The sequence below is a fragment of the Haliea alexandrii genome (genome assembly GCF_003719295.1).
Taxonomy (GTDB): Bacteria; Pseudomonadota; Gammaproteobacteria; order Pseudomonadales; family Halieaceae; genus Haliea; species Haliea alexandrii.
The window spans coordinates 1-22,590 of record NZ_RFLW01000002.1 but is presented as its reverse complement, the minus strand read 5'-3'; the positions used below and the strand labels follow the sequence as shown (position 1 = coordinate 22,590).

The window sequence follows — 22,590 nt, the reverse complement described above, 5'->3', positions numbered from 1 at the left end:
GAATGCTAGAACGCCACCGAGAAGCTCAAAGACACAAAGTCGCGGTCCTTCAACTCATCGTAGTCTGCCCCGAAATAACTGGTGTAAGACAGATCGGCGCGGTACACGTTGAGGTAGTCCGCCGTGACACCAACGCTCAGCGCGATACGGTCTTCGACAAAGTTGGGTGCCGGCGATGTACCCTTCACATCGTGCGACCATGCCATATTGGGCGTCAGGTTGATACCCGCCAGCACGTCGGTGTATTCCAGTCCGGCGCGCACCCGGTAGCCCCATGAGAAGTCGTCAGTGAAGCCATCGTTGGTGCAATAGTCGCCGTTGCTATTGGGGCGAATACCGGCAAAGGCTTCTGCTGCGGGGTGCGAATCGCAGGCAACGGGGGAGCCGGGCCACAGCGCAAAATTGCTGTTGAAGGGTTCGAAGTCACCCACGCCGTAATTCGGCGAACGGCCGTAGTTGATGTTGTCGTCCATTCCACTGAGCCAGACAGCACCCACCTCACTGGCAAAGGACAGGCGCTGCGCCCCCAGCACCTGCTCGAAGAACTTGATGAAGGTCATCTGGAATTGGGTATAGGACACGTCGTCGTAGCCCGCCACGTAGCCACCGGGACCTTGCTCCAGAGAGCGGGGCAACATGCGCGACCATTCCGCGGCGGTGCCCAGCGCCACCGCCTGCAACAAATCAGTGGTGTTGATCTGCAGCGGGAAGTCGGGGCGGTAGCTCAGCTCGCCCGACACCGCCCAGTCACCTACATTGGTGGCAAACGTAAGGCCCCAGAGCTCGATGTCCTCGGGGAACTCGAAGAAGTACTCGGGGTTCGCACCGAAGTTCACTGGCAGGCCGAAACTCTGCGTCGCGTTGGTGGCACTGAAAATCGGCGTGCGGCTGTGATAGTTCATGTAGTACAGACCGAACTCGGTACCGTTCAGTTCCTCAACGTAATAGCGCAGCGCCAGGCCCCACTGACCGGAATCCGACGCCTCGACATCGGCACCCCGAGGCAGGGTCAGGCCCGCCGCCTCTGCGTCGCTATCCGGGATGGCGTTGGAGATGGTGAGGTAGTCACAGCCACCACCGTAGGGGTCGGCTGAATTCCAGTAGGTGCCGCACTCATCGAGGATGGTGCGCTGCCAGTCGTACTGCACGAAGCCCTCTACGCTGAGGTCGTAGGTGAGACCATAGTTCGCATACACCATGCCCACCGGCAGCAGGGCTTCCTTGATCTCGGAACCCGGCTTGCGCAGCGCCGTGACATCGAAGGGGTTGATCACGTTCACCCCGTTCTGGATAAAAGTGCTCTCGCCCCAGCTCAGCACCATGTTACCCGCGCGCAGCTCCAGTGGGCTGTCACCCACTTCGAAGCTGCCGTAAACGTAGTAGTCGAGAAATTCGATACCACTGTACTGTGCCAGAGACTCGAAATCCGAGGTGTCCAGTTTGCGATTGGGGGTGTAACCGTTGGCTGCGTGACCATGCGGTACGTCGCTGGTGCCTACCTCGTGGTCGTACCAGTATTTGAGACGGGTAAAAAAGCCGTAGTTGTCCGCCGCCAGTTCCAGGTCGTGGATACCCCGTACCTGCAGCGAGTACATATCGCCCCGATCGTAGTTGAGGTTGCCGTCATCCGCCGTGCTGGAGGACGCGCGCCCCTTGCCGTCGGTGTTCCCGGGGGACAGCACGCCGAGGTCGGGCGCCTCCGTGCGCCAGCTGGCGCCAATGGAGATGTTCGAGGAAAAATTCCCTTCGAACGGCCCCAACTGGAAGGTCTGCGCCGCCGCAGGCAGCGCCATGCCGGCAGCCGCCAGGGCGAGGATCAAAGTGGATTTGCGGTGCGGAATGAAGCATCCAGGCTGTCTTTTCACAATCAGCTCTCCTGCTGCGTTTGTTTAACTTTATATCAGCAATAGGATAGCAGTATTGCTCATCAGGAACACCGGTATGTTGTTCCTGATCAATTTTTTGCGCAAAGTACATACCGCGTTTGCAGGCATTCACGGCAGCGATCCATCACCCTATACTGCGCCCTCACTACAACAAGCAGGTTCTCATGACACCCACAGCAAAAGGCCCCTGGTCTCTGGAAGAGATTCACCGTTTCCTGCATGACAGCGCCGTGCCAATGCGCCTCGCCTGCACCGGCAACGATGGTTACCCGCGCGTGGTATCCGTGTGGTATGTGTTTGCCGAACAGTCGATGCTGTGTGTTTCACACCAGAAATCCGCGCTCGTCAAGCTATTGCAGCGCGACCCGAAGGTGGGCTTCGAGATATCACCCAATGCGCCCCCTTACCACGGTGTGCGCGGCCAGGGCCGTGCCAGCCTCGCGCCGCTGGGTGACAGTGACGTGCTCGACCGGTTAGTGGCGCGCTACCTGGGGCAGCAGAAATCACGGGTAGGCAACTGGTTGCTGTCGCGCAAGGCCGAGGAGGTGTTGATTCGGATACAACCGGAACGCCTGTTTACCTGGGATTACCGCGAACGTATGGCGGACGTCACACGGGGTCAGGCAGCACAATAACCGGTACGGGTATTTTCGCCAGCAGTTGCGGGTCTTCGTTAGCCAGTGCGCGCAGCTCTGCGCGGCGCAGCAACAGGGCACCGTTGCGCACGCGCTGCAGTTGGTGTTCAAGATGGCCGGCAGAGCGCGCCTGCACCGTCTCCACCGCAGTGCACAAGGGCAGCTGCAACAGCGCCTCGGGAACTGGCGGCGATAACACCCGCAAGGGGCCGGGCCGCAGCGGCAGGTCCTCGGCGTACACCAGCACTGTGCACGGCGCCTGCAACAAGAGCGCCTGGCAGGTCGAGCCGAGCCGGGCGCCGCCGCCGTGCGCAGAAAACCCTGCTTTACCCAGTACCAGAATATCGTTTGCGGTCACCCGCGCGAGCGTGGCGGCCACCACGCCACCGCGCGTCACCTGCAGGGAATAGGCCACACCGTCCCCCGCCACCGCCGACTCCAGCGCCTGGCTGACCGCCTGTAACTGACGCGACAGGGTCGCCTGCATGGCGGCAACCGTCAGCGGCCTCGCCAATCCGCTGCGTGCGCCCACTTCGCAGGCGAAAGGGAAATCCGCCGAGCGCAGCAGGTTCTCATCTTCCACGTAGAGTGCGACCAGCTCCGCGCGGTGCTCGCGTGCCAGCTCGACCGCTGCCTGCAGTGCCGTCCTGCTGTGGCGCGAGGCATCGAGCATGGCCAGCACACGACGCGCCTGCTGGCGCTGCACCGCCTCACTGTTCATCGTCGCTCTCCTCCCCCACATCCGCCGGGCCTGCTGGCTCGTCGTGCTCGCTGCGCGCCGCTTTCACCGCCGCCGAGAAGGCCCCCAGGCGCGCAGACACGCGCCGGTCCAGCTCGCCCTGTTCCAGCCCCGTCAGCAACGCCAGGGCATCGTCGACGTGGCGCATGGCGTAAATGCGGAAGTGCCCGGCCGCGACGGCATCGCGCACCTCCTGCTTGAGCATCAGGTGTTCCACATTGGTGGCCGGCAACAGCACCGCGCGACCTTCCACCCCGCCCAGCGCGGCACAGACATCGAAAAAGCCCTCGATTTTCTCGTTTACCCCACCCACCGCCTGTACTTCACCGCGCTGGTTCACCGACCCCGTGACCGCGCAGGCCTGGCTCAGCGGCACACCGCTGATGGCCGACACCAGGGCGCAGATCTCGGCCACCGAGGCGCTGTCGCCGTCAACGCCACCATAGGATTGTTCAAAGGCGAGGCTGGCAGACAATGACAGGGGCGTGTCAGGCGCGTAGCGGTTGGCCAGGTAGCGGGCAATGATCATCACCCCCTTGGTGTGGATACGACCACCCATGCGCGCCTCGCGCTCGATATCCACCAGCTGGCCGTTGCCCGGGCGCGCGGTCGCCGTTATGCGTGAGGGCTGGCCAAACGCAAAGTCACCCAGCGAGAGCACCGACAGGCCGTTGACCTGCCCGACAACGGCTCCCTGGGTATCGATCATCACAATGCCGCGGTGAATGGCCTCGTGGCTGCGCTCCCGCAAGCGGCTGGCGCGCCGCAGCTGTTGCTGGATGGCGGTCTCCACATGCTCGCGGCCGGTAATCTTCGCGCCCGCCTGCTCCGCCCAGTGCTGCGCTTCCCGCAGCAGGTCGCGCAATTCGCGTTGTCGCGCGGTGAGCTTGCGCTGATCCGCCGCCAGGCGGCTGGCGCGTTCGATGACGGCTGCCACGCCGCCGCGGTCCAGGGGCTGCAGCCCCGCGTCGGTGGCGAGTGTGGCAATCATGCGTGCATAGAGCGCCTGATTGGCCGGGTCCCGGTCCAGCGTGTCCTCGAGGTCTGCCTGTACCTTGAACAGCTCGAGAAACTCCGGGTCGTGTTCGCACAACAGGTAATAGAACAGGCGCTCACCCAGCAGCACCACCTTCACGTCCAGCGGGATGGGCTCCGGCTCCAGGCTCACCGTACTGATCAGGCCATAGGCCTGCTCCAGGCTTTCCGTGCGAATGTGCCGGGCGCGCAGCACGCGCTTCAGTGTTTCCCAGGCGCCCGGCTGGGTGAGCAAGCCGCGCACATCGAGCACCAGATAACCGCCGTTGGCGCGGTGCAGGGCACCGGCACGAATCAGGGAGAAATCGGTGACCAGCGTGCCGTTGTGTACGTGATGCTCGGTGCGACCCACCAGGTGTTGATGGCTGGGCAAATCCTGGTAGACCACCGGTGCCCCGCTGGTCTCGCCATTATCGACCAGCAGGTTCACCTGGAAGCGGCTGAACACTGCCTCCGGCGAAACCTCGGGTGTCTCGGCAAGAAATGCCGCGGCGTGGGACAGCACGGCCTGACGACAGGCGCCCAGATGCTCCAGCACCGGAGCCTGCTCACCGTAGCGCGCTTCCAGCTCGGCGAGCGGCGCCTCGATGGCGGTATTGAGCATCTCGGTGTTCAGCGTGTCCACTTGCTGGCGCAGCTCCCTCGCCAGCAGCGGCATCTGCCGGATGGCCTGGGTCAGCTTGCGCTGCAGAATTTCCACGGTCGCTTCAATGCGCTCCTTGTCGTCCTTGGGCAACGCACGAAAATCCTCGGGCGACATCATGTTGTCGCTGTCGCTGCCGCCCTTGCCGTCGACTGGCGCGAAGGTAAACCCGTTGGGGGTGGAAACCAGCAGGATGTCCTGCTCCCGCGCCTCGCGCCGGATCGCCTCCACGGCATCGCGCTGGCGCTCCCCCATGGCCTGATTGAGGTCCTGCAGTCGATTCTGGTATTCCTCGCTCTCGAACAGCGCGGGAATGGCGGCGCGCAGTTCCTCGACCAGCTGCGCGAGGTCCGCCACCAGCTGGCGCCCCATGCCGGCCGGCAGCGCCAGGTAGCGAGGCGAGCTCGGGTCATCGAAGTTGTAGCGGTAGGCCCAGTCCCCCGGCGCGTTCTCCCCGGCGGCACGCTGCGCCAGGAACTGCTCAACCAGGTCGTGACGGCCGTGACCGGGGTCGCCCAGCACATACAGGTTGAACCCGTCGCTGCGCATGGCGGTGCCGAAACTCAGCGCCTCCCGGGCGCGGTCGTGGCCGTAGAGCAGGTCCAGCGGCTCCAGCCCTTCCGTGGTGGTGAAGTCGAATCCATCGCCCGAGCAGGCGCGGTAGATCTGATCCAGGGCCAGTGGTTCCAGCATGACAGCCCTCCTGTGCAGCATTCGGGAGGAGAATCATAGCAGGCAGCGGGCAAAAAAAACCCGAAGCCAATGCCTCGGGTTGGCGACTTTATTTGACCTGTCAGATGGCCATGTCGAGTTTGCGCGACAAACGCGCTTTCAACTGTTCGTCCAGCTTGCGTGAAATCGCCTCAGCAGATACGGCCAGCTCGCGTTCCACGGCCTCCGCTTGCGCCTGCTCCTCCGCACGCACTGCCGGTTGCCACTCTGCACTCGCTGACGTTTCGTTCAACGCCAGCAGTAAGCGGCCTTCCTGTTCGGCCGTCTGCGCAAAGGCGGTGCTACCCAGGGCAAAGGTCAGTGCCAGGGTGCCGAGCCTGGCTGTTGCAGCCAACGTATTCATTTCCACTCTCCTCAGATGCCGGTAACGGTTGCAGACCACCTGCACCCTTTCGCTTTACCGGTTTGTTACCACACTTCACATATGGTAACGGTTTTACTGATCCTACAGGTAACTGGATCATGAATTGTTTGTCATGATTGCCCAGAAAACCCAGATACTTCTGAGGATTTAATAAGGAGATATCTATAACTTATTAATTAATAACGTCTTTTTAATACCCGACAAAAAGACTCAGGAAAATGTGAAAATTACCGCGCAGGCAGCCCGCCGAGTGTTACCTCGCATTCTGGAGCCTGGAAAGCAGCTCACCCATCTTGCGCGACAGCGGATACTCTCCTGCGGTCCAGCCCAGCCGCACCACAACCAGCCCCTCCTCCGGCATCATCAGTACCGCCTGCCCCCGGTTGCCCAGCATCGCAAACGCGCTGCGCGGGAGATCCGGCCAACGCAGCGTAGCGCCCCCATCGTTGAGCCAGAGCTGGTAGCCGTAACGTGGCTCATTGGCGCTGGTATTGGGCGCCGTGGCACGCGCGACCCAGCCCGCGGGCAAGAAGGGGCGACCCTGGAGCCTGCCATCGTCCAGCAATAATTGGCCAAGGCGGGCCCAATCCCGCGCGCTGGCGTAGACGAACGAGCTGGCGACCACAATGCCCTCGGCATCGGGCTCCAGCACGGTGTGATTCATGCTCAGTGGCTGCAGCAGCTGGACGTAGAAGAAATCCAGCTGCGCCTGGGGACCGCCGAGCCTTGCGGCCGCAAAACGCGCCAGCAGGTTGCTGGTGCCGGAGGAGTAATAAAAGTGCGTCCCAGGTGCGTGTGCACCGGGGCTGCGCAGGGCCACGGAAGAGGCATTGCGGGCATGAAACAGCATGCGTGTGGAATCGCTTCCGGGAATGTAATCCTCCTCCCAGCGCAGCCCCGAGGTCATTTGCAGCAGCTGTGCCAGGCCGATGCGCGCGCGGTCATCGCCACCCCATTCGGGAAACAGCGGCCCCCCTGGCGACGCAGGGAGCAACCCCAACGCTTCCATGCGACCCAGCGCGATCGCCATCAAGGACTTGCCCATGGACCAGCCGAGCAGCTGCGAGCCCGCGTTGTACCCGGGGGCATAGCTTTCCGCCACCAGCTCACCGCGTTGCAGCACAAGCAGGGCACGGGTGTGCAAGCCTTCCGCGTTATCCGCCGCCAGCACGGCCTCGGCCGCCGCCTGCTGCGCTGTGAACCCGCTGTCACGTGCTGGCCACGGCGCCGGCGGTGTGCTGCGGGCAGGCGGCTGCAGTGCATCCACCAAGGCTGTATCGCCATGGTTCACTGTGCAGCCCAGCCCCGGCCGGTAAGTCGCGGACGCCGGCGCCAAACCGAACAAGCTCACGTCTACCCGGTTAACGCCAAAATCGAGTGACAGCTGGCGATTGATCGCTGCATAGCTGGCCAGGTCGTCGAGAATCTGCGCGTCGTCAAAGCCACTGATAAAACGCCCCGAACAGGCCAGCTTGGCGCCGAGCCCGGTGGCGAGGGACACCGCGTTGCCCAGCTGCCACAACGGCATCCCGAGGAATACCGGGGGCACTGCCAACAGAAGCAGCAACAGCGCGAGGGCGATCAATAACAGACGTTTCATCGACGGTGTTCCTGGTAACACATGATTTGACTTCAGCTTACGCCAGACGGTGTGCTCTCCGGAACAGACTTGACGCCGAGCCGCGCGATCAGTTCTACTCGCGACACATTAGCCCCGAGAGTGCCCGCCATGCCTGCCCTGGAAATCCTCGCCCCCGCCGCCCTGCTCGCCAGCTGGTCTCTGGTCATGTTGACATGGATGGCCGCTACACGCATGCCTGCCATGAGCAAATCAGGGCTGGACCTGTCCAAGCCACAACCCGGTGGACGCCGCGGTGCCGACCTCGAAGGGGTGCTTCCCGACCACGTGAACTGGAAGGCTCACAACTACACTCACCTGCACGAGCAGCCCACCGTCTTTTACGCGCTGTGCTGCATTCTGGCCATTACCGGCATCGACAGTGCCCTGGCGGTGCAGCTGGCCTGGGCGTACCTGATATTGCGTATTGCCCACAGTATCGTGCAGGCCACCACCAACTACGTGCCGGTGCGCTTCCTGCTGTTCCTGCTGTCGTCACTGGCGCTGGCCGGCATGGCGGTTATCACTGTACGCGCCACCTTCTAGGCCAACCCTTCATGCAACGGACTTTCAGGAGCACGCTGCTCGTGCTGCTGTTGTGCAGCGCGGCGGCCAACGCAGCGCCCACATTCCAGCCAGCACAGCCCCTGGCACCCGGGCAATGGCCGGACCACAGCGAGGCACTGTGTGACGTTGCCGCCGCCACGGCCGACTATCTCGCTCAGGGCAACGCCTACGACCCGGCTGTCATTCACGGCGGCACCACGCCCTGGCTGCACACCCCGCCCGAGCGCATTCGCACCACGCTGGAATTCGTTTGCGCAGTTGCGGCAGAGGATGCCCGCCTGGGGCGCAACTCGCGCCTCACCGACCCCGCATTCCTGCAGCGCCACTTCGAGCTGCTGCGCTGGCAGCCGGATGGCGCGCGGGCCGCACAGTTGGCGAGTGGCAAGCCACTGTTGCAGAACCTGCCTGCCGAACGCCTGTTGCTGACCAAATACTACGTGCGTGTGGCGTCCGGCAGCGAAGCGCAGACAGCGGCCACCCCCCACGCCCTCTACGGCCTGCCGCACGATGAGGCCCAGCTGCCATTGGCCGAGGCCGATGCCCTGGGCACGGCCATCACCCGCTTCCAGTTCGGCAAACAGGCGATTGTGGCCAGTGAGACTGCAGCCGCAAGCGCGAACGACATGGCACAGCGCGCGCCGCCGCTGATCTGGCTCAGCCGCGCGGACCTGGAAGGCGCCCTGCTGCAAGGCACGGCGGTCATCGAAGACGACGCGGGCCAGAAGCGCTACTTCAACGTTCATCGCAACAACGGTATTGCCTACGATCGCACGCGCAAGCCCGAAGCGCAGGAGCGCTACTGGTATTTCAAGGCAGTGCCGGGCGTGCTCGGTTACGGCAAGGACGCCGATTACAAGATTCCTGTACAACCACTGGTGACCGTTGCGGGCGATATTTTCCAACTCGGCCTGGGCCGCCTGGTGCTGCTGCGCACCGAAGAAGCCGGGGAGCCCACCTACCGCCTGAACGTGATGGCGGATACCGGCGGCGCTTTTCATGACAATCTGTACCAGCTCGACTGGCTGAGCGGCTACTACCGCGATTGGGCGGGGTATCATGCGGCGAATCGTCACATGAGCGATTACGCCGAGGCCTGGCTGCTGCTGAAACGCGAGTAAGCCGCATCACTCGCCTGGCGTTTTTCCCGCAACGTCAGGAGGAGATATGGAATATTGGCTGGCCTGGTTTCACGAGGGCAACGACCAGGTAAAACAGGTTGCCGCGGCAGCAGAGAAAATGGGCTATGCGGGCATTGCCGTGTCGGACCACGTGGCCATCCCGCGCGATTACACCTCTGTGCACCCTTCCGGACAACGTCACATCCACGCCCACACCCGCTTCCCGGACCCGATGATTACCATCGCCACCATGGCCGCGGTCACCGAGCGGCTGCGCTTCATGACCTATGTGTACGTGCTGACCATGCGCGAACCTTTCAGCGCTGCCAAACAGGCGGCCACGCTGGCCATGCAAACCGACAATCGCTTTGTATTCGGCGTTGGCGCGGGCTGGTGCGAAGATGAAATTACCGTACTGGGGCACAACCCGCGCAACCGCGGTAAACGCATGGACGCGATGCTGGAGGTGATGCGGGATTTCTGGGATGACGGCATGGCCGAGGCCGACAACGACTTCTACCAGTTCCCCCCCACGGGGCAGTTCCCGGTGCCCGGCAAAGTGCCGGTGTGGATCGGCGGCAAGTCGCCCGCCGCCCTGCGCCGCGCCGCGCACTCCGACGGCTGGATGGGCATGAACTACCCCATGACGGAGATTCGCGAGCTACTGGCCCAACTGAACGCCGAGCGCGCCATCGTCGAGGCCGAACGCGGCGCGGAGCCCTTCGGACGCTTTGTCATGCCGCAGACCGAACCGGACCCCGGCATCTACCACCAGCTGGAAGACTGGGGCATCGACGGCACCATCGCCATGGCCTGGACCGTCGACGACCCGGCCTTTCATTCACTGGAGGCCAAACTCGAGGCCATGGAACGGTTCGCGGACCGCTTCATTACGCCGCGCTAACTGCGGGTGAGCAGCGTGGAGCATGCCAGCGCCCCGGTGGGTGATATTGAACTGCACTACAGCCTGTGCCGGGGCCAGCCGGAACAAGCCTGGGTGATTCTCTGCCACGGCTTTCCCGGCCTCGCCTACAGCTGGCGCCATCAGTTGCCGGCTCTGGCCGAGGCCGGCTTCAATGCGGTCGCATTCGACCAGCGCGGTTACGGCCGCTCAAGCCGGCCGCTTGACCCCGCAGTGTATGACAGCCAGCACACGGTGAACGATGTGCTGGGGCTAATGGATCATCTGGGGCTGACGCAAGCGGTACTGGTGGGGCACGATTTCGGGGCGGCCCAGGCCTACAACGTGGCTGTGCGTCACCCGTCACGCGTTAGCGCTGTGGTGGGCGTGGCCTGCCCCTACGATTTCGACCTTGCCGGACGCGGTGGCGCCGGCGCCAACCCGTCGCCCGGCGCGGACTACGGGCGCGCTTTCGCCCGTCCGGACAAGGCGCCCAGCACCTGCTTCGCGGAAATAGCAACGCGACACTTCTACCACATGCACTACTACCAGGAGCCCGGGCGACCAGAGCGCGAGCTCGCCCGTAACCCCCGTCTGTTCCTCACCCGGCTGTTCTGGGCGCTCTGTGCCGACGGCCACCTGCTGGACTGGACGCGCTTCAGCACCGAAGGCAACAGCTACCTGGATGTGCTCGCCGACCCAGACATTCCCCTGCCCTGGCCGTGGATGAACGAACAGGACATGAACACTTACGTCGAGGAATTCACGCGTTGCACAGCAGGAGCAGAGTTTATCGGCGGCATTAACTCCTACCGGGTCGCGGACCGCAACTGGCAGCTGGGCGAGGCCTGGGCAGACGCAAACGTCACGCCCCCGTCGCTGTTTATCGCCGGCAGCGAAGATCCTGTATTGCAGATGATCGGCACCGATGCACTCGAGGTGCTGGCGCGCCGTTCCAGCGACCTGCGCGGCATAGCGCTGATTCCGCACGCCGGCCACTTTGTACAGCAGGAGCAGCCGGAGGCGTTCAACGCCACATTGCTCCGCTTTCTCGCCACGCTGTAGCCGGCGGTCAGCCTCTGCTCTTGAAATGAGAGGCGGCGCTAGTCTTCCACCCGCGCCAGATCAGCGGGAAACGCCGCGCCTGCGCGCCAGTAGTGCCAGGCCGCCCAGACATTCGCCAGGGAACAGATCATCAGCGCCCAGCGTAAAGAATGCGCGCCGTAGTCCGCTGCCAGCAGGTCGCTGATCAGGCCCACCACCGATGGCCCCAGTGCGAGGCCGACGATGTTGATCACGAACAACAGAATGGCCGAGGCGACACTACGCATGCGCAGACCGACCAGCGTCTGTGTCTGGGCGAAGGTGGTGGCCTGGTAGAAATTACCCAGCATCACCGGCAGCACCATCAGCAGCAACACCGCGCGAATGTCATCGAGCAGGAACACAAATACCCCGGCGGGCACGGAAATGAGCAGGGCCAACGCCACAATCCACAAATACCAGCGCGCATCCCGGGCGCCGAAGTAGTCCGCCAGACGCCCGCCAAGCACAATGCCAATGCCGCCGGGAATACCGAATATCAGGCCCAGCCAGGTACCGATCTCACCGGAGGACATGCCGTGAGAGCGTGCCAGGAAAGCCGCTGACCAGGAGATCAGGCCGTAACCGACAAAGGCGGTAATGCCGCCGCCCAACGCCATGTGGACAAACGAACGCCGCGCCAACAGGTAGCGGAACACCGCGCCAATAGAGGGCTGGCTACCGGGGGCGGTCACCCGCGTTTCGGACATGCCGCGATCCGGCTCGCGCACCGTAAAGCGAATCACCAGCGCCAATACAATCCCGGGAATACCCACCACAAAAAACGCCACGCGCCAGCCAAACCACTCGTTCATCCAGCCCCCGACAAAAAAACCGAACAGGATGCCGATTGGAATGCCCAGTGAGTAGATACCCAGCGCCGTTGCCCGCTCATTGGCCGGGTAGTAATCCGCCAGCATGGAATGGGCCGGTGGCGAACAGCCCGCCTCACCCACCCCGACGCCAATGCGATAGGCCAGCAGCTGCCAGTAATTCTGCGCCAGCCCCTGCGCCGCCGTGAACACACTCCAGATACCCACCGCCGCCGCGATGAGGTTGCGCCGATTGGCACGGTCTGCGTAGCGCGCAATGGGAATACCCATCAGGGTGTAGAACAGAGCAAAACCCAGCCCCGTGAGCAGGCCCATCGCCGTATCACTGACGCCGAGTTCCAGGCGAATGGGTTCCACCAATATGCCGAGAATTTGTCGATCAATGAAGTTGAAGGTGTAGGCGATGACCAGGATGGTCAGCACATAACGGCGCGTTCCCGCAGAAAACAACGAAGACGGCGCGCCGGCAGAGGGCGGTGTAGCGGCCACGTTTAGGCTCCTTTTTTATTATGTATGAGCCTAAGGGCAGCGTGCCCCCAGTGCAAGCCAAGCGGTGTTCAACGAAGCGGCATTCATTGCTGCCACGGCCCTGGCGATTGCCGGCGTTATTTCGGCGTCAGCGTGATATCGATGTTGCCACTGATACTCAGCGTCATGCCCGCCGCTTCCGCCTCCTCAACCAGCGCCGCGAGGTCGGCTTTGGTCTGGCGCAGCTCGCTGATGCGACCTGCGCTGGCCGTATCCGTTTCGCCAAAGCGTTCACGCCGGCTCCAATTGTTGCGCTGGTGAAAGCTGATCTTGTCCTCAATCAGGGTCATCAACAACTGGCTGGCTTCATCGGGGTAGAACACGCCACTGATCAACCGAAAACGCCGCGCTTCCAACTCGTCTGTCATGCTGTTTTCCTTACAGGTATTTGTCTGTGACCGCGCCTTCCGACGCCGAGGCCACGGTTTTGGCGAACTTGGCCAGCAGGCCGCGTGTGTACCGCGGTGCGGGAGGCTGCCAGCGTGCCAGGCGGGCAGCAATCTCGTCGGCGCTGAGTGACACGTCTACGCGCGCGGTTTCCGCGTCGATCACGATCTCGTCACCGTCCTCAACAATGGCCAGCGGGCCGCCTTCACTCGCCTCCGGCGTGATATGCCCCACCACAAAGCCGTGGCTGCCGCCCGAGAAACGGCCATCGGTAATCAACGCCACATCGGCGCCCAACCCTTTGCCCATCAGCGCCGATGTGGGGCTGAGCATTTCGCGCATGCCGGGGCCACCGCGCGGCCCCTCGTAGCGGATCACCAGCACATCACCCTTGACCACGCGGCCATCGAGAATTGCCTGCAAGGACTCCTCTTCAGAATGAAACACACGCGCAGTGCCCTGGAAGCGCAGGCCCTCTTTACCTGTGATTTTGGCGACGGAGCCCTCCGGCGCGAGGTTGCCGCGCAGAATCATCAGGTGACTGTTGCGTTTAATGGGGTTGTCGAAGGCGCGGATGATGTCCTGCGACTCGGGGTAAGGCGCCACATCCGCCAGGTTCTCTGCCAGCGTGTTGCCGGTTACCGTGAGGCAATCGCCGTGCAGCAAACCCCGCTCCAGCAGCATTTTCATCAGCGGCTGGATGCCGCCAATGGCAATCAATTCGGACATCATGTACTTGCCGCTGGGGCGCAGATCCGCCAACACCGGCACGTTCTCGCCCACCCGCACAAAATCGTCGAGTGTCAGTTCCACATCGATGGCGTGCGCCATAGCCAGCAAATGCAGCACCGCGTTGGTGGAACCGCCGAGTGCTATCACGGTGGCAATGGCGTTTTCAAATGCTTTCCGCGTCATGATGTCGGAGGGCTTGATGTCCCTCTCCAGCAGATTCAGCACCGCGGCGCCCGCCTGCCGGCAATCCTCCGCCTTGGAGCGCGACACTGCCTCCTGTGCGGAACTGTTGGGCAAGCTCATGCCCAGCGCCTCAATGGCCGATGCCATGGTGTTGGCGGTGTACATGCCGCCACAGGAACCGGGGCCGGGAATGGCCGTTTCCTCGATCTGCTTCACGTCGAGCAGGTTGAGGTCGCCCCGCGCGTGCTGGCCCACCGCCTCGAAAACGGAAATGATATCCGTGTGGTTGGCACCCGGCTGGATGGTGCCGCCGTACACGAACACCGCCGGACGGTTGAGCCGTGCAATGCCGATCATGCAGCCCGGCATGTTCTTGTCGCAGCCGCCCACCGCCACCAACCCGTCGAAGCCCTGACAGCCGGCCACCGCCTCGATGGAGTCGGCGATGATTTCCCGCGATACCAGCGAATACTTCATACCCTCGGTACCGTTGGCGATGCCGTCGGAAATGGTGATGGTGTTGAACACAACCCCCTTGCCACCGGCGCCATCGGCGCCGGCACAGGCTTCTTCCGCCAGCGCGTTGATGTGCATGTTGCAGGGCGTGACCATACTCCAGGTGGAGGCAATGCCGATTTGCGGCTTGTGGAAATCCTCGTCGGTAAAACCTACCGCGCGCAGCATGGCGCGGGCGGGTGCTTTTTCGATGCCGTCCACAACAAGGGACGAGTGGTGACGTTTGTCTTTCACAGTGGTTTTGGCCTCCGGTTTGGCTGGGTAACTTTACGCTCGAGTCAGTGAATCGGCTTGGTAACAGAAAAAAGCCGCATATCAGGGATTACACCACGAACAGTATTGCGGTTCAGCGAATTTCTCTGCAACCGGCTCACGCTCTTCATGCCCACAAGCGCTGCAGCAACGGATGGCGGCAAGCGATAGCGCGGTGGGGGCATCACAGTCGGCACAGGGCAGGCCCGGTTCAAACCGATCCGGCCAGAAATCCGGCGCGGCACAGTGGGGGCAGGTGGTTTGCAGGCGCTCGGCCAGTTGCTCTGCCGCTTGGCGGATATAGGCTTGGCGTTCCGGGCAATGCATGGCCCTGAGGTCCGGTTCAATGCGCACCGGGTCTGTATCATCTGCCGAGGAGCGCGGGAGCACGTTCGTGCGAAGCTCAGCCAGCACCGCCGCAGCACCACACAACCCCTTGCTCACGCCAGCCGGGTGGCGAATGATCCAGCCTTGCGCGCTGGGGAATGGCGCCAACTGCGTCAGCAGCTGCGGTTCAGATTCCCAGATGAATGCTGCAACCCGCACCGGCCCGGCGGCACGCGCCACAATCTCCCGGCCCGAGCGCCGGTCCCAGAGGAGCAACAGCTCTTCGTCCCAATTCATGAACCCGGCCATGGGCCCACCACCGAAACTGCCCTCACTGCCCAGGCCAAGGTCGAGACCGGTCAGCTCACAGGCCAGCTGCGCCTTGCGGCGTGCGCAGTCCAGCGGGCTCAGCGTACGCGCCACTTCGCCCGAGAAGGTGCCCAGCTGATCCGTATCGAACGCGTCGGTAACCCTGACGTCCAGGCCAAGCGCTGCCAGCGGGGCTTCCACCAGCGCACCTTTGCCATGGCGAGTGAGCAGTGCGATACGGCCGCTGATCGCCGCAGGCGAAGCAGGCCTGCCACTGGCGTCGCCGCTGCACGGGTGTTGCTGGTCAGTCATACAGGCGCGGTACCGTAACTGTCGTGGCGGGTGTCATTCAACTGTCCAATAGTGAAGCGCCGGAATGATTTTGTATAACAGTTAGATTAGATATTATTGTTCTTTTAAAGAGAACGCTAACATGCGCCAGCTGAACTTCCATCATCTCTATTACTTCTGGGTGGTGGCCAAAGAAGGCCACCTCACACGCGCCGCACAACAGCTGCACGTCTCGCAGTCCGCCCTGTCGTCCCAGATCAAGCAGCTGCAGGAACAGCTCGGTCACGAACTGTTCAGCCGCGACGGTCGCTCACTGCGCCTGACCGAGGTAGGCCACCTGGTGCTGGAATACGCGGAGAGCATATTCAACCTGGGCAGCGAACTGCTGGCGCTCACGGAAAGCGGCGAATTGCAGCGTGTGCAGCGCCTGCGCATTGGCTCCGTGGCCACGCTCTCGCGCAACTTTCAGGAAAACTTCCTGCGCCCGGTCATCGGCGAAGCCAAGGTGAAGCTGGTGATTCACTCCGCCAGTCTGGAGGAGCTGCTGGAGCAACTGCGCGTGCACAAGCTGGACCTGATTCTCTCAAACCGTGCCGTGGCGGCCGACACGTCTACCCCCTGGCGCTGCCAGCAGATTGCCGAGCAGAGCGTATGCATTGTGGGGCCGCCCGGCAAGCCGGCCAAACAGTTCCGTTTTCCGCACGATCTGGGCACGCTGCCACTACTGCTGCCCGGCCCCAACAGCGAGATTCGCAACCAGTTCGATCTGCTCTGTGAGCAACACGGCGTGGAGGTGGACCCGTACGCGGAAGTGGAGGACATGGCCATGCTGCGTTTGCTGGCGCGCGACTCGGGCGGCCTGGCGGTGGTGCCAGAGGTGGTGGTACAGGACGAACTGGAGTCCGGCAAGTTGCAGCGCTACTGCGTGCTGGAGAACGTTGTCGAGCGATTTTATGCCATCACCGCCAAGCGGCATTTTGAACTGGTGGCGCTGAAAACCCTGCTGGAGCAGTCGCAGGCCGGCGAGCCGGAAGCAGTGCCGCGTAAAAAGGCCAGCAAACGGTCACGTTAAGCATGCCAGACGGGTTCATACCATCAAGCGAACGCCCCGCGCTGGTCTGGTTCAAACGCGACCTGCGCCTGGCTGACCACGCGCCGCTGTGCCAGGCCATCGCCAGCGGGCGGCCGATATTTTTGTTCTACTGCTTTGAGCCATCGCTGCTCGCAGACCCCCACTACGACACCCGTCACTGGCGCTTTGTCACCCAGTCACTGCGCGACATGAACCGGCGCCTGAAACCCTGGGGCTTGCGCGTACACGTGTTTCTCAGCGAAACGGTGCCCCTGTTGCAGGCGCTCAAGGCAGATATCGGCCCGGGTTCATTGCACAGTCACGAGGAAACCGGGCTCGCCATTACCTACGCGCGCGACCGCGCCGTGCAGGCATTCTGCGCCGGGGAAGGCGTCGACTGGCAGGAGTCCCCCTGCAATGGCGTGCAACGGGGCCGCCGCCATCGCCAGGGCTGGGCCAGCACATGGGAGCACACCATGCGGCAACTCCTGGCCACACCCCCATGGGAAAAGGCGCGCGCGGCACCGCTGCCACCCAACGGGCAGAGCATGCCCCTGCTCGCACGCGGCCGGGTAGACAGCACATGGTTCGAGGATGTTCCCGACTTCCAGCGAGGCGGCGAAACACCGGCCGCAGACTGGCTGAATAGCTTCCTCAGCAACCGCCACCGCCGCTATGCCGGCAGCCTCTCCAGCCCCAACGACAGCCGCGAACATTGCTCCCGGTTATCACCCTACCTGGCCTGGGGTAACCTGAGCGTACGGCAGGTGTGGCAGGCACTGCAGGCCGCACAACAGCAGGAAGGTCAGCCGAAATCGCTGGCGGCGTTTGCGTCGCGCCTGTACTGGCACTGCCATTTCATCCAGAAGTTTGAAATGGAGTGCGGCATGGAATTCCGTGACCTGAACCGGGGCTACGCCCGCCTGGAGCGCCCTTTCGATGAGAGCCATGTGACCGCCTGGGAAACGGGAACCACAGGGTTCCCCGCCATCGACGCCGCCATGCGCTGCCTGGTCGCCACCGGCTATCTGAACTTCCGCTGGCGCGCCATGCTGGTGAGCTTTCTCACCCACCACCTGTGGCAACACTGGCAACAGGGCACAGCGCACCTCGCCCGCCAGTTTCTCGACTTCGAGCCAGGCATCCACTATCCGCAATTCCAGATGCAGGCAGGGGTGACAGGCATCAACACCGTGCGTATCTACAACCCGGTGAAACAATCCATCGAGCATGACGCGGAAGGACAGTTCCTGCGCCAGTGGCTACCAGAGTTGCGCGCACTGGAGGCGCCGCTGATCCACACGCCGTGGCAGGTAACGCCGATGGAAGCGGCCTGGCTGGGCCTGGAAGGCAACTACCCCGCCCGCATTGTGGACCTGCAAGCCGCACACCGCCGGGCGCGGGAGCAGCTTTGGGGCATGCAGGATGACCCGCTGGTGCGCGAGGAAGCCGAGCGCATACTGGGCCGCCACATCGAGCGCGGCAGGCGCAGGTCCAAACGGCGTCGATAAGCGCCCGTGCAGCGCCCGCAGCAATACGCTACCATCCGGATAAAACAATAAGCGGAGTTCAACGCATGGAAATTCGCAGCGTGCTTGGCAACGCCGCCATCCTGTTACTGCTGGGTGCCAATACAGCAAGCGCTTCCAGTGATGACGCCGCTTGCAAGGCGCTCGAGCAGGCGCTGGCAGGCGCCACAAGTATCTCACTGGATACCAAACCTCTCTTGGCGCACACCGATGAGCTTCCGTCGCATTGCCGAGTGCGCGGCCAGGCCGTGGGCAAAGTGGGCTTTGAGCTGCGACTGCCCTTGCAGGCAGACTGGAACGGCAAGTTCATGCTGGCCGGTTGCGGCGGCTTTTGCGGCCAACTGTTGCCCGACAAACCGGGCTACTCCAACAGCATCAACGAAGCCCTGAAGCAGGGATACGCGGCCATGGCACACGACAGTGGCCACCAGTCGCCGTCGACAGCCGATACCAACTGGGCGCGCAGCGGCGATGATCAGGCGGTCGCGCTGTGGGCGGCAGAGGTGCTGCCCACACTGGTTGCCGCCAGTGACACAATCATCAACCTCTACTACGACCGCGCAGCACAGCGGCGCTATTTTTCCGGGTGTTCCAACGGCGGCCGCCTTGGCCTGGTCGCCGCGCAACGCTATCCGGCCCTGTTTGACGGCATTGCCGCCGGTGGCCCTATTCTCGACCTGTCTGGCAATGCCGGCGTGCAGGGTGCCTGGATGATCCAGCAGGCCTGGACACCTGAAGGCGAGCCCCGCTTTACCCCCGCACACATTGATCGACTGGCAGCGCATGTGCGCAACGCCTGTGACCACCTCGACGGCGTGCAGGACGGCCTCATCGCCACACCCGAGCGCTGCCAACCAGACCTCGCCGCGTTGCGCTGCACCGCGAACACCGATGCAGGCTGCCTGAATGACGCTCAACTGCAGCGCGTGGCAGCCCTTTACCGCGGCGCCCACGATGGCGAGCAACAACTGTTCCCGGGCCTGCCAGCGGGTTCCGAACACCTCTGGCCGTTCTGGATTACCGGCCGTGAGGGTCAGCCGGCGTGGGGGCAACAGGCCTCACAGGGCTTCCTCGATATTTACCGCGGGGTACCGGCCGGCGAGCACATCAATCCCGCCACCATCGACGTGGTTGCAGAAGCTCAGGCGATGTCCAACTCACCACTGGCGCTGAGCGCCAATGCCACCAATACCAACCTGTCCGGTCTGCGCGAAGCCGGTACCAAACTCCTGCTCTGGCATGGCTGGGCCGACCCGCTGATTCTGCCGCAGCGCACCATCAATTACTACGAGTCGGCCATCAAGGAGAATGGTGGCGCGGAGGCGTTGGCGGAACATGCCCGCTTGTTCCTGGTGCCGGGGCACGGCCATTGCTGGGAAGCACCGGGGCAGGCACCCGACCTGTTCGATCCACTGCACGCACTGGACAAGTGGGTGGAGGAGAACACGCCGCCGGCGCAGATCGTTGCCCGCGACGCGCTGGCGCCGGAAGCCACCGAGGCTACCGCCCTGCTCTGCCCCTATCCCCAGCGCGCCATCTACAACAAGCACGGCCCCATGGATGAGGCCAGCAGCTATCACTGCCGGAAGTGAAGGGGGCCAAGAGTCCCGCGGGCGGGTTGGCCAAGTTGCTGTGGATTCTGCTCCTGCGGCTGGCGCCCGTCGTGGGGCTTGTTATCTGGCTGTTGACGGGGCCGAAGAGGTAGTTCCAGCCCCCGGTGCAGCGGCCAGCAGCTCGGTCCACACCGCCGCCAGGCTGGCACTGTACCAGGGCGTAACGTCCACCGGCGGTGGCAACCCGCCGGTCAACCACAACCGCAGACGTGCCACCAGTGCGGCTGCATCATCCTGTGGGTAGCGGCAGGCCGGCGGGTATTGTTCCGGGTAGCACAGCGCATCGGGCACCAGGGGTATGGCGCCGGCACTCGCCGCCTCCAGCATGGCCAGGCCCTGAAATTCGTGGCGCGCAGTACTCACCGCAATTGCCGCCCGGCCCAGTTGTGCTCGGTACTCGGCTGCCGGCAACTGCCCGTCGGCGACAATGCGCAGCGGCAGTGCCTCTCGCAGCCGTGCCAAGGCCGGCGGTGCACGCCGTGGCCGCTTGCCCAACAGGGCGAGCCGAAACCCAACGCCCTCCTCGGCCAATGTAATCATCGCCTCGGCAAAGCGTTCCGGACACTTGTCGTGCTCCCAGCGGTGGTTCCACAACACCAACTGACAGTCGCGCTGTTGCGCTGCCGGCACTGGCTCAACAGGCACTGGGCACAGCACACTCTTCTGCGCCAGGCGCTGCACCACACCATCCGGCACCGCATCCGGCATTTGCGCCAGCAAACCCGCGATGCCCTGTAAATAACTGTCGCGGTTGAACGCGGAGTTGAACAGCAAGCGGTCAGCCGCCAGCCCACCATAAAGCTGCACCATCTGCGGCTCCAGCCAGTGGCTCTGGCGGTGGCTCAGCGGGTAAGCAAACTGGTTCTCGTGGAAGTAGTACAGCGTTGGCACGCCGGCCAGTCGCGGGTGCAGCCCCTTGAGCGTCGCAAGGTCCACCATGGAAGAAGCCACGATGAGGTCCGGCTGCTCCAGCGGCAAGGCATCCAGCCAGGACAAGGGATTGCCGCGGATACGCCAGGCAAAGTGACGCCCCGGCAGTTCCAGCCGCTGCCAGCGGAGCTGCGGTTGCGAGGCCAGCAACCAGTCTGCCCAGGCGGCGTGGCTGTCGGCACGGTAGGCGGACAGCAACCACGCGCGCGGGCGCGACACGGCTGTACCGGTGTGGGCTGATTGGGATGAAGAAGGCATGCACATGATGTACCACAGCCCCTGCAGGGTTGTCATGCTTGGCGTAACCGCGTGGGGAGGCTATTCTTGTGGCAACACTGGCATTCGATTCACTGCGTTACGCACGCCGCCTGCGGGAGGCCGGCGTACCCGAACCGCAGGCTGACGCACAGGCAGAACTGATGGCCGAAGCATTTGGCTTTTACGCCGACAATATCGTAACGCGCGACTATCTGGACGCCGTCTTGCGCGCCGGATTCGGCGAACAAACACAGCGCTTTGAGCGAATTGAAACTCGGCTGGACACGTCTGATACTCGGCTGGACAGGCTTGAAATTCGGCTGGACAAGCTCGAAGCGCGGCTGGGAAAGCTCGAGCCACTGCGCGCACAGGCTACGCTGCACTCGTTCATGCTTGGGCTGATTGTGGTTGTGCAGGTAGTGCCCCAGCTGCAAGCCTGGCTGGTCCACTGAACGCACCCCACAGGCTATTCATCGCAAAAAGCTTGCCGCGCAGCCCACACCCAGAGAGAGTGACCCCTTCTTCACTGCCCGGGGAACACAACATGCAACGACGACGTATCCTGCAAATACTGGCCGGGCTTATTGCCACTGTCGTTATCGCCGTGGGCGCATTGGCACTGGTTACCGGGTATAACGCACCCTGCGAGCCAGCGCCGCCGACAGCGGCAGGCGACACCGGTTTCACGGCCAACCTGCAGCGCTGCTACGGTGATGTTGGTGTTGTTACCCTGGAGACACTCCCGCTGCCGGAACTGGACCCCAGCCAGGTGCTGGTGCGGGTTCACGCCGCCTCGGTGAACCCGCTCGACAAACATTTCCTGTACGGCACACCCTACCTGCTGCGCTTGGCCAATGGCCTGAATGCGCCGAAGTCGCCGCGCATGGGGGCCGACTTTGCCGGCACCGTGGAGGCCGTGGGCAATGACGTGACGCTGTTTGCTCCGGGCGATGAGGTGTTTGGCGTGGCCGATGGCGCCTTCGCCGAGTATGTGGTGCGCAATGAAACCGGCGGCATGGCATTAAAACCCGCAAACCTCAGTTTCGAGCAGGCCGCCGCGATGCCGGTGGCGGCCATCACCGCTCTGCAGGCTCTGCGTGACAAGGCAAACGTCCAGCCCGGCCAGCATGTGCTGATCAACGGCGCTTCCGGCGGCGTTGGCAGCTACGCGGTGCAACTCGCCAAAGCCATGGGCGCCACCGTGACCGCAGTGTGCAGCGGCCGCAACGCCGCACTGGTGCGCGCACTCGGTGCGGACCACGTTATTGACTACACCCAGGAGGACTACACAGAAGGCGACACGCGCTACCATGCCATTGTGGATATGGTGGGCAACCGTTCCATCTCAGCCATGCTGGATGTCACCGAACCCGACGGCGTACTGGTGCTGGTCGGCAACATGAAGATGGGCAACTGGTGGGGCCCGCTGGCCCGGCCGCTGCATGCCCTGGTGCGCTCGCCTTTCGTATCCCAACGCCTGGAGCCCTTGATGGCAATGACCACCGCAGA

At 63.3% G+C, this 22,590-nt stretch carries 21 protein-coding genes; 11 read left to right on the top strand and 10 right to left on the bottom strand.

The features are described 5' to 3' along the window. Window positions 1-5: 5 nt before the first annotated feature. On the bottom strand, window positions 6-1,865 hold the full coding sequence (locus EGJ68_RS08360) for a DUF1302 domain-containing protein (protein ID WP_158283575.1): 1,860 nt from the start codon (window positions 1,863-1,865) through the stop codon (window positions 6-8). Between the two features lie 185 nt (window positions 1,866-2,050). Here EGJ68_RS08360 and EGJ68_RS08355 point away from each other — a divergent pair, with 185 nt between their 5' ends. Continuing rightward, the gene (locus tag EGJ68_RS08355) at window positions 2,051-2,521 is read left to right on the top strand and encodes a pyridoxamine 5'-phosphate oxidase family protein (RefSeq protein WP_123034140.1); all 471 of its coding nucleotides are present in this window, start codon (window positions 2,051-2,053) and stop codon (window positions 2,519-2,521) included. On the opposite strand, the gene EGJ68_RS08350 is transcribed toward EGJ68_RS08355, so the two are convergent. From EGJ68_RS08350 to EGJ68_RS08335, 4 genes are all read right to left on the bottom strand, one after another. Beyond that, window positions 2,496-3,242, bottom strand: coding sequence for a universal stress protein (locus EGJ68_RS08350; protein ID WP_158283574.1), 747 nt, complete (start codon window positions 3,240-3,242; stop codon window positions 2,496-2,498). The two genes, EGJ68_RS08355 and EGJ68_RS08350, sit on opposite strands and share 26 nt — an antisense overlap. Next, on the bottom strand, window positions 3,232-5,631 hold the full coding sequence (locus tag EGJ68_RS08345; RefSeq protein WP_123034138.1) for a Lon protease family protein: 2,400 nt from the start codon (window positions 5,629-5,631) through the stop codon (window positions 3,232-3,234). The genes EGJ68_RS08350 and EGJ68_RS08345 overlap by 11 nt, the downstream gene beginning before the upstream one ends. 100 nt (window positions 5,632-5,731) lie before the next feature. Next, window positions 5,732-6,013 (bottom strand): hypothetical protein, encoded by a 282-nt coding sequence (locus EGJ68_RS08340; RefSeq protein WP_123034137.1) that lies wholly within the window; start codon window positions 6,011-6,013, stop codon window positions 5,732-5,734. 274 nt (window positions 6,014-6,287) lie between these two features. Further along, a complete protein-coding gene (locus EGJ68_RS08335) occupies window positions 6,288-7,634 on the bottom strand; it encodes a serine hydrolase domain-containing protein (RefSeq protein WP_123034136.1) in 1,347 nt (448 codons plus the stop codon). Between the two features lie 129 nt (window positions 7,635-7,763). Between EGJ68_RS08335 and EGJ68_RS08330 the strand changes: the two genes are divergently transcribed. The 4 genes from EGJ68_RS08330 to EGJ68_RS08315 are packed head-to-tail and all read left to right on the top strand — an operon-like array spanning window position 7,764 to window position 11,303. Continuing rightward, on the top strand, window positions 7,764-8,198 hold the full coding sequence (locus tag EGJ68_RS08330) for an MAPEG family protein (RefSeq protein ID WP_123034135.1): 435 nt from the start codon (window positions 7,764-7,766) through the stop codon (window positions 8,196-8,198). Between the two features lie 41 nt (window positions 8,199-8,239). Continuing rightward, window positions 8,240-9,337: an MltA domain-containing protein gene (locus EGJ68_RS08325; protein WP_158283573.1), complete on the top strand. Its 1,098-nt coding sequence runs from the start codon at window positions 8,240-8,242 to the stop codon at window positions 9,335-9,337. Between the two features lie 46 nt (window positions 9,338-9,383). Continuing rightward, window positions 9,384-10,241: a TIGR03619 family F420-dependent LLM class oxidoreductase gene (locus EGJ68_RS08320; RefSeq protein WP_123034133.1), complete on the top strand. Its 858-nt coding sequence runs from the start codon at window positions 9,384-9,386 to the stop codon at window positions 10,239-10,241. A 15-nt stretch (window positions 10,242-10,256) separates the two neighbouring features. Then, the gene (locus EGJ68_RS08315) at window positions 10,257-11,303 is read left to right on the top strand and encodes an alpha/beta fold hydrolase (RefSeq protein ID WP_158283572.1); all 1,047 of its coding nucleotides are present in this window, start codon (window positions 10,257-10,259) and stop codon (window positions 11,301-11,303) included. Between the two features lie 38 nt (window positions 11,304-11,341). On the opposite strand, the gene EGJ68_RS08310 is transcribed toward EGJ68_RS08315, so the two are convergent. The 4 genes from EGJ68_RS08310 to EGJ68_RS08295 form a co-directional block, all read right to left on the bottom strand. Then, window positions 11,342-12,643 (bottom strand): spinster family MFS transporter, encoded by a 1,302-nt coding sequence (locus tag EGJ68_RS08310; RefSeq protein WP_123034131.1) that lies wholly within the window; start codon window positions 12,641-12,643, stop codon window positions 11,342-11,344. A 116-nt stretch (window positions 12,644-12,759) separates the two neighbouring features. Next, a complete protein-coding gene (locus tag EGJ68_RS08305) occupies window positions 12,760-13,050 on the bottom strand; it encodes a hypothetical protein (protein WP_123034130.1) in 291 nt (96 codons plus the stop codon). Window positions 13,051-13,060: 10 nt separating this feature from the next. Next, window positions 13,061-14,734, bottom strand: coding sequence for a dihydroxy-acid dehydratase (gene ilvD, locus EGJ68_RS08300; protein WP_123034129.1), 1,674 nt, complete (start codon window positions 14,732-14,734; stop codon window positions 13,061-13,063). Window positions 14,735-14,815: 81 nt separating this feature from the next. Then, window positions 14,816-15,700, bottom strand: a complete 885-nt coding sequence (locus EGJ68_RS08295; RefSeq protein ID WP_123034128.1) for a DUF6671 family protein — start codon at window positions 15,698-15,700, stop codon at window positions 14,816-14,818. Window positions 15,701-15,821: 121 nt separating this feature from the next. On the opposite strand from EGJ68_RS08295, the gene EGJ68_RS08290 reads away from it, so the two are divergent. From EGJ68_RS08290 to EGJ68_RS18500, 4 genes are all read left to right on the top strand, one after another. Continuing rightward, window positions 15,822-16,751 (top strand): LysR family transcriptional regulator, encoded by a 930-nt coding sequence (locus EGJ68_RS08290; RefSeq protein WP_123034127.1) that lies wholly within the window; start codon window positions 15,822-15,824, stop codon window positions 16,749-16,751. A gap of 2 nt (window positions 16,752-16,753) precedes the next feature. Further along, entirely contained in the window at window positions 16,754-18,262 is a 1,509-nt protein-coding gene (locus tag EGJ68_RS08285; protein ID WP_123034126.1) for a cryptochrome/deoxyribodipyrimidine photo-lyase family protein, read from the top strand. A gap of 65 nt (window positions 18,263-18,327) precedes the next feature. Next, window positions 18,328-19,872 (top strand): tannase/feruloyl esterase family alpha/beta hydrolase, encoded by a 1,545-nt coding sequence (locus tag EGJ68_RS08280; RefSeq protein WP_123034125.1) that lies wholly within the window; start codon window positions 18,328-18,330, stop codon window positions 19,870-19,872. After that, window positions 19,869-19,985: a PLDc N-terminal domain-containing protein gene (locus EGJ68_RS18500; protein ID WP_199227984.1), complete on the top strand. Its 117-nt coding sequence runs from the start codon at window positions 19,869-19,871 to the stop codon at window positions 19,983-19,985. Before EGJ68_RS08280 ends, EGJ68_RS18500 begins: the two co-directional genes overlap by 4 nt. Here EGJ68_RS18500 and EGJ68_RS08270 read toward each other — a convergent pair. Further along, on the bottom strand, window positions 19,954-21,117 hold the full coding sequence (locus EGJ68_RS08270; RefSeq protein ID WP_199227983.1) for a tRNA-queuosine alpha-mannosyltransferase domain-containing protein: 1,164 nt from the start codon (window positions 21,115-21,117) through the stop codon (window positions 19,954-19,956). The two genes, EGJ68_RS18500 and EGJ68_RS08270, sit on opposite strands and share 32 nt — an antisense overlap. Before the next feature lie 32 nt (window positions 21,118-21,149). Here EGJ68_RS08270 and EGJ68_RS08265 point away from each other — a divergent pair, with 32 nt between their 5' ends. Then, on the top strand, window positions 21,150-21,533 hold the full coding sequence (locus tag EGJ68_RS08265) for a hypothetical protein (protein ID WP_123034123.1): 384 nt from the start codon (window positions 21,150-21,152) through the stop codon (window positions 21,531-21,533). Between the two features lie 92 nt (window positions 21,534-21,625). Next, window positions 21,626-22,590 (top strand): NAD(P)-dependent alcohol dehydrogenase (locus EGJ68_RS08260; RefSeq protein WP_158283571.1); only part of this gene is annotated, 965 nt, incomplete at its 3' end.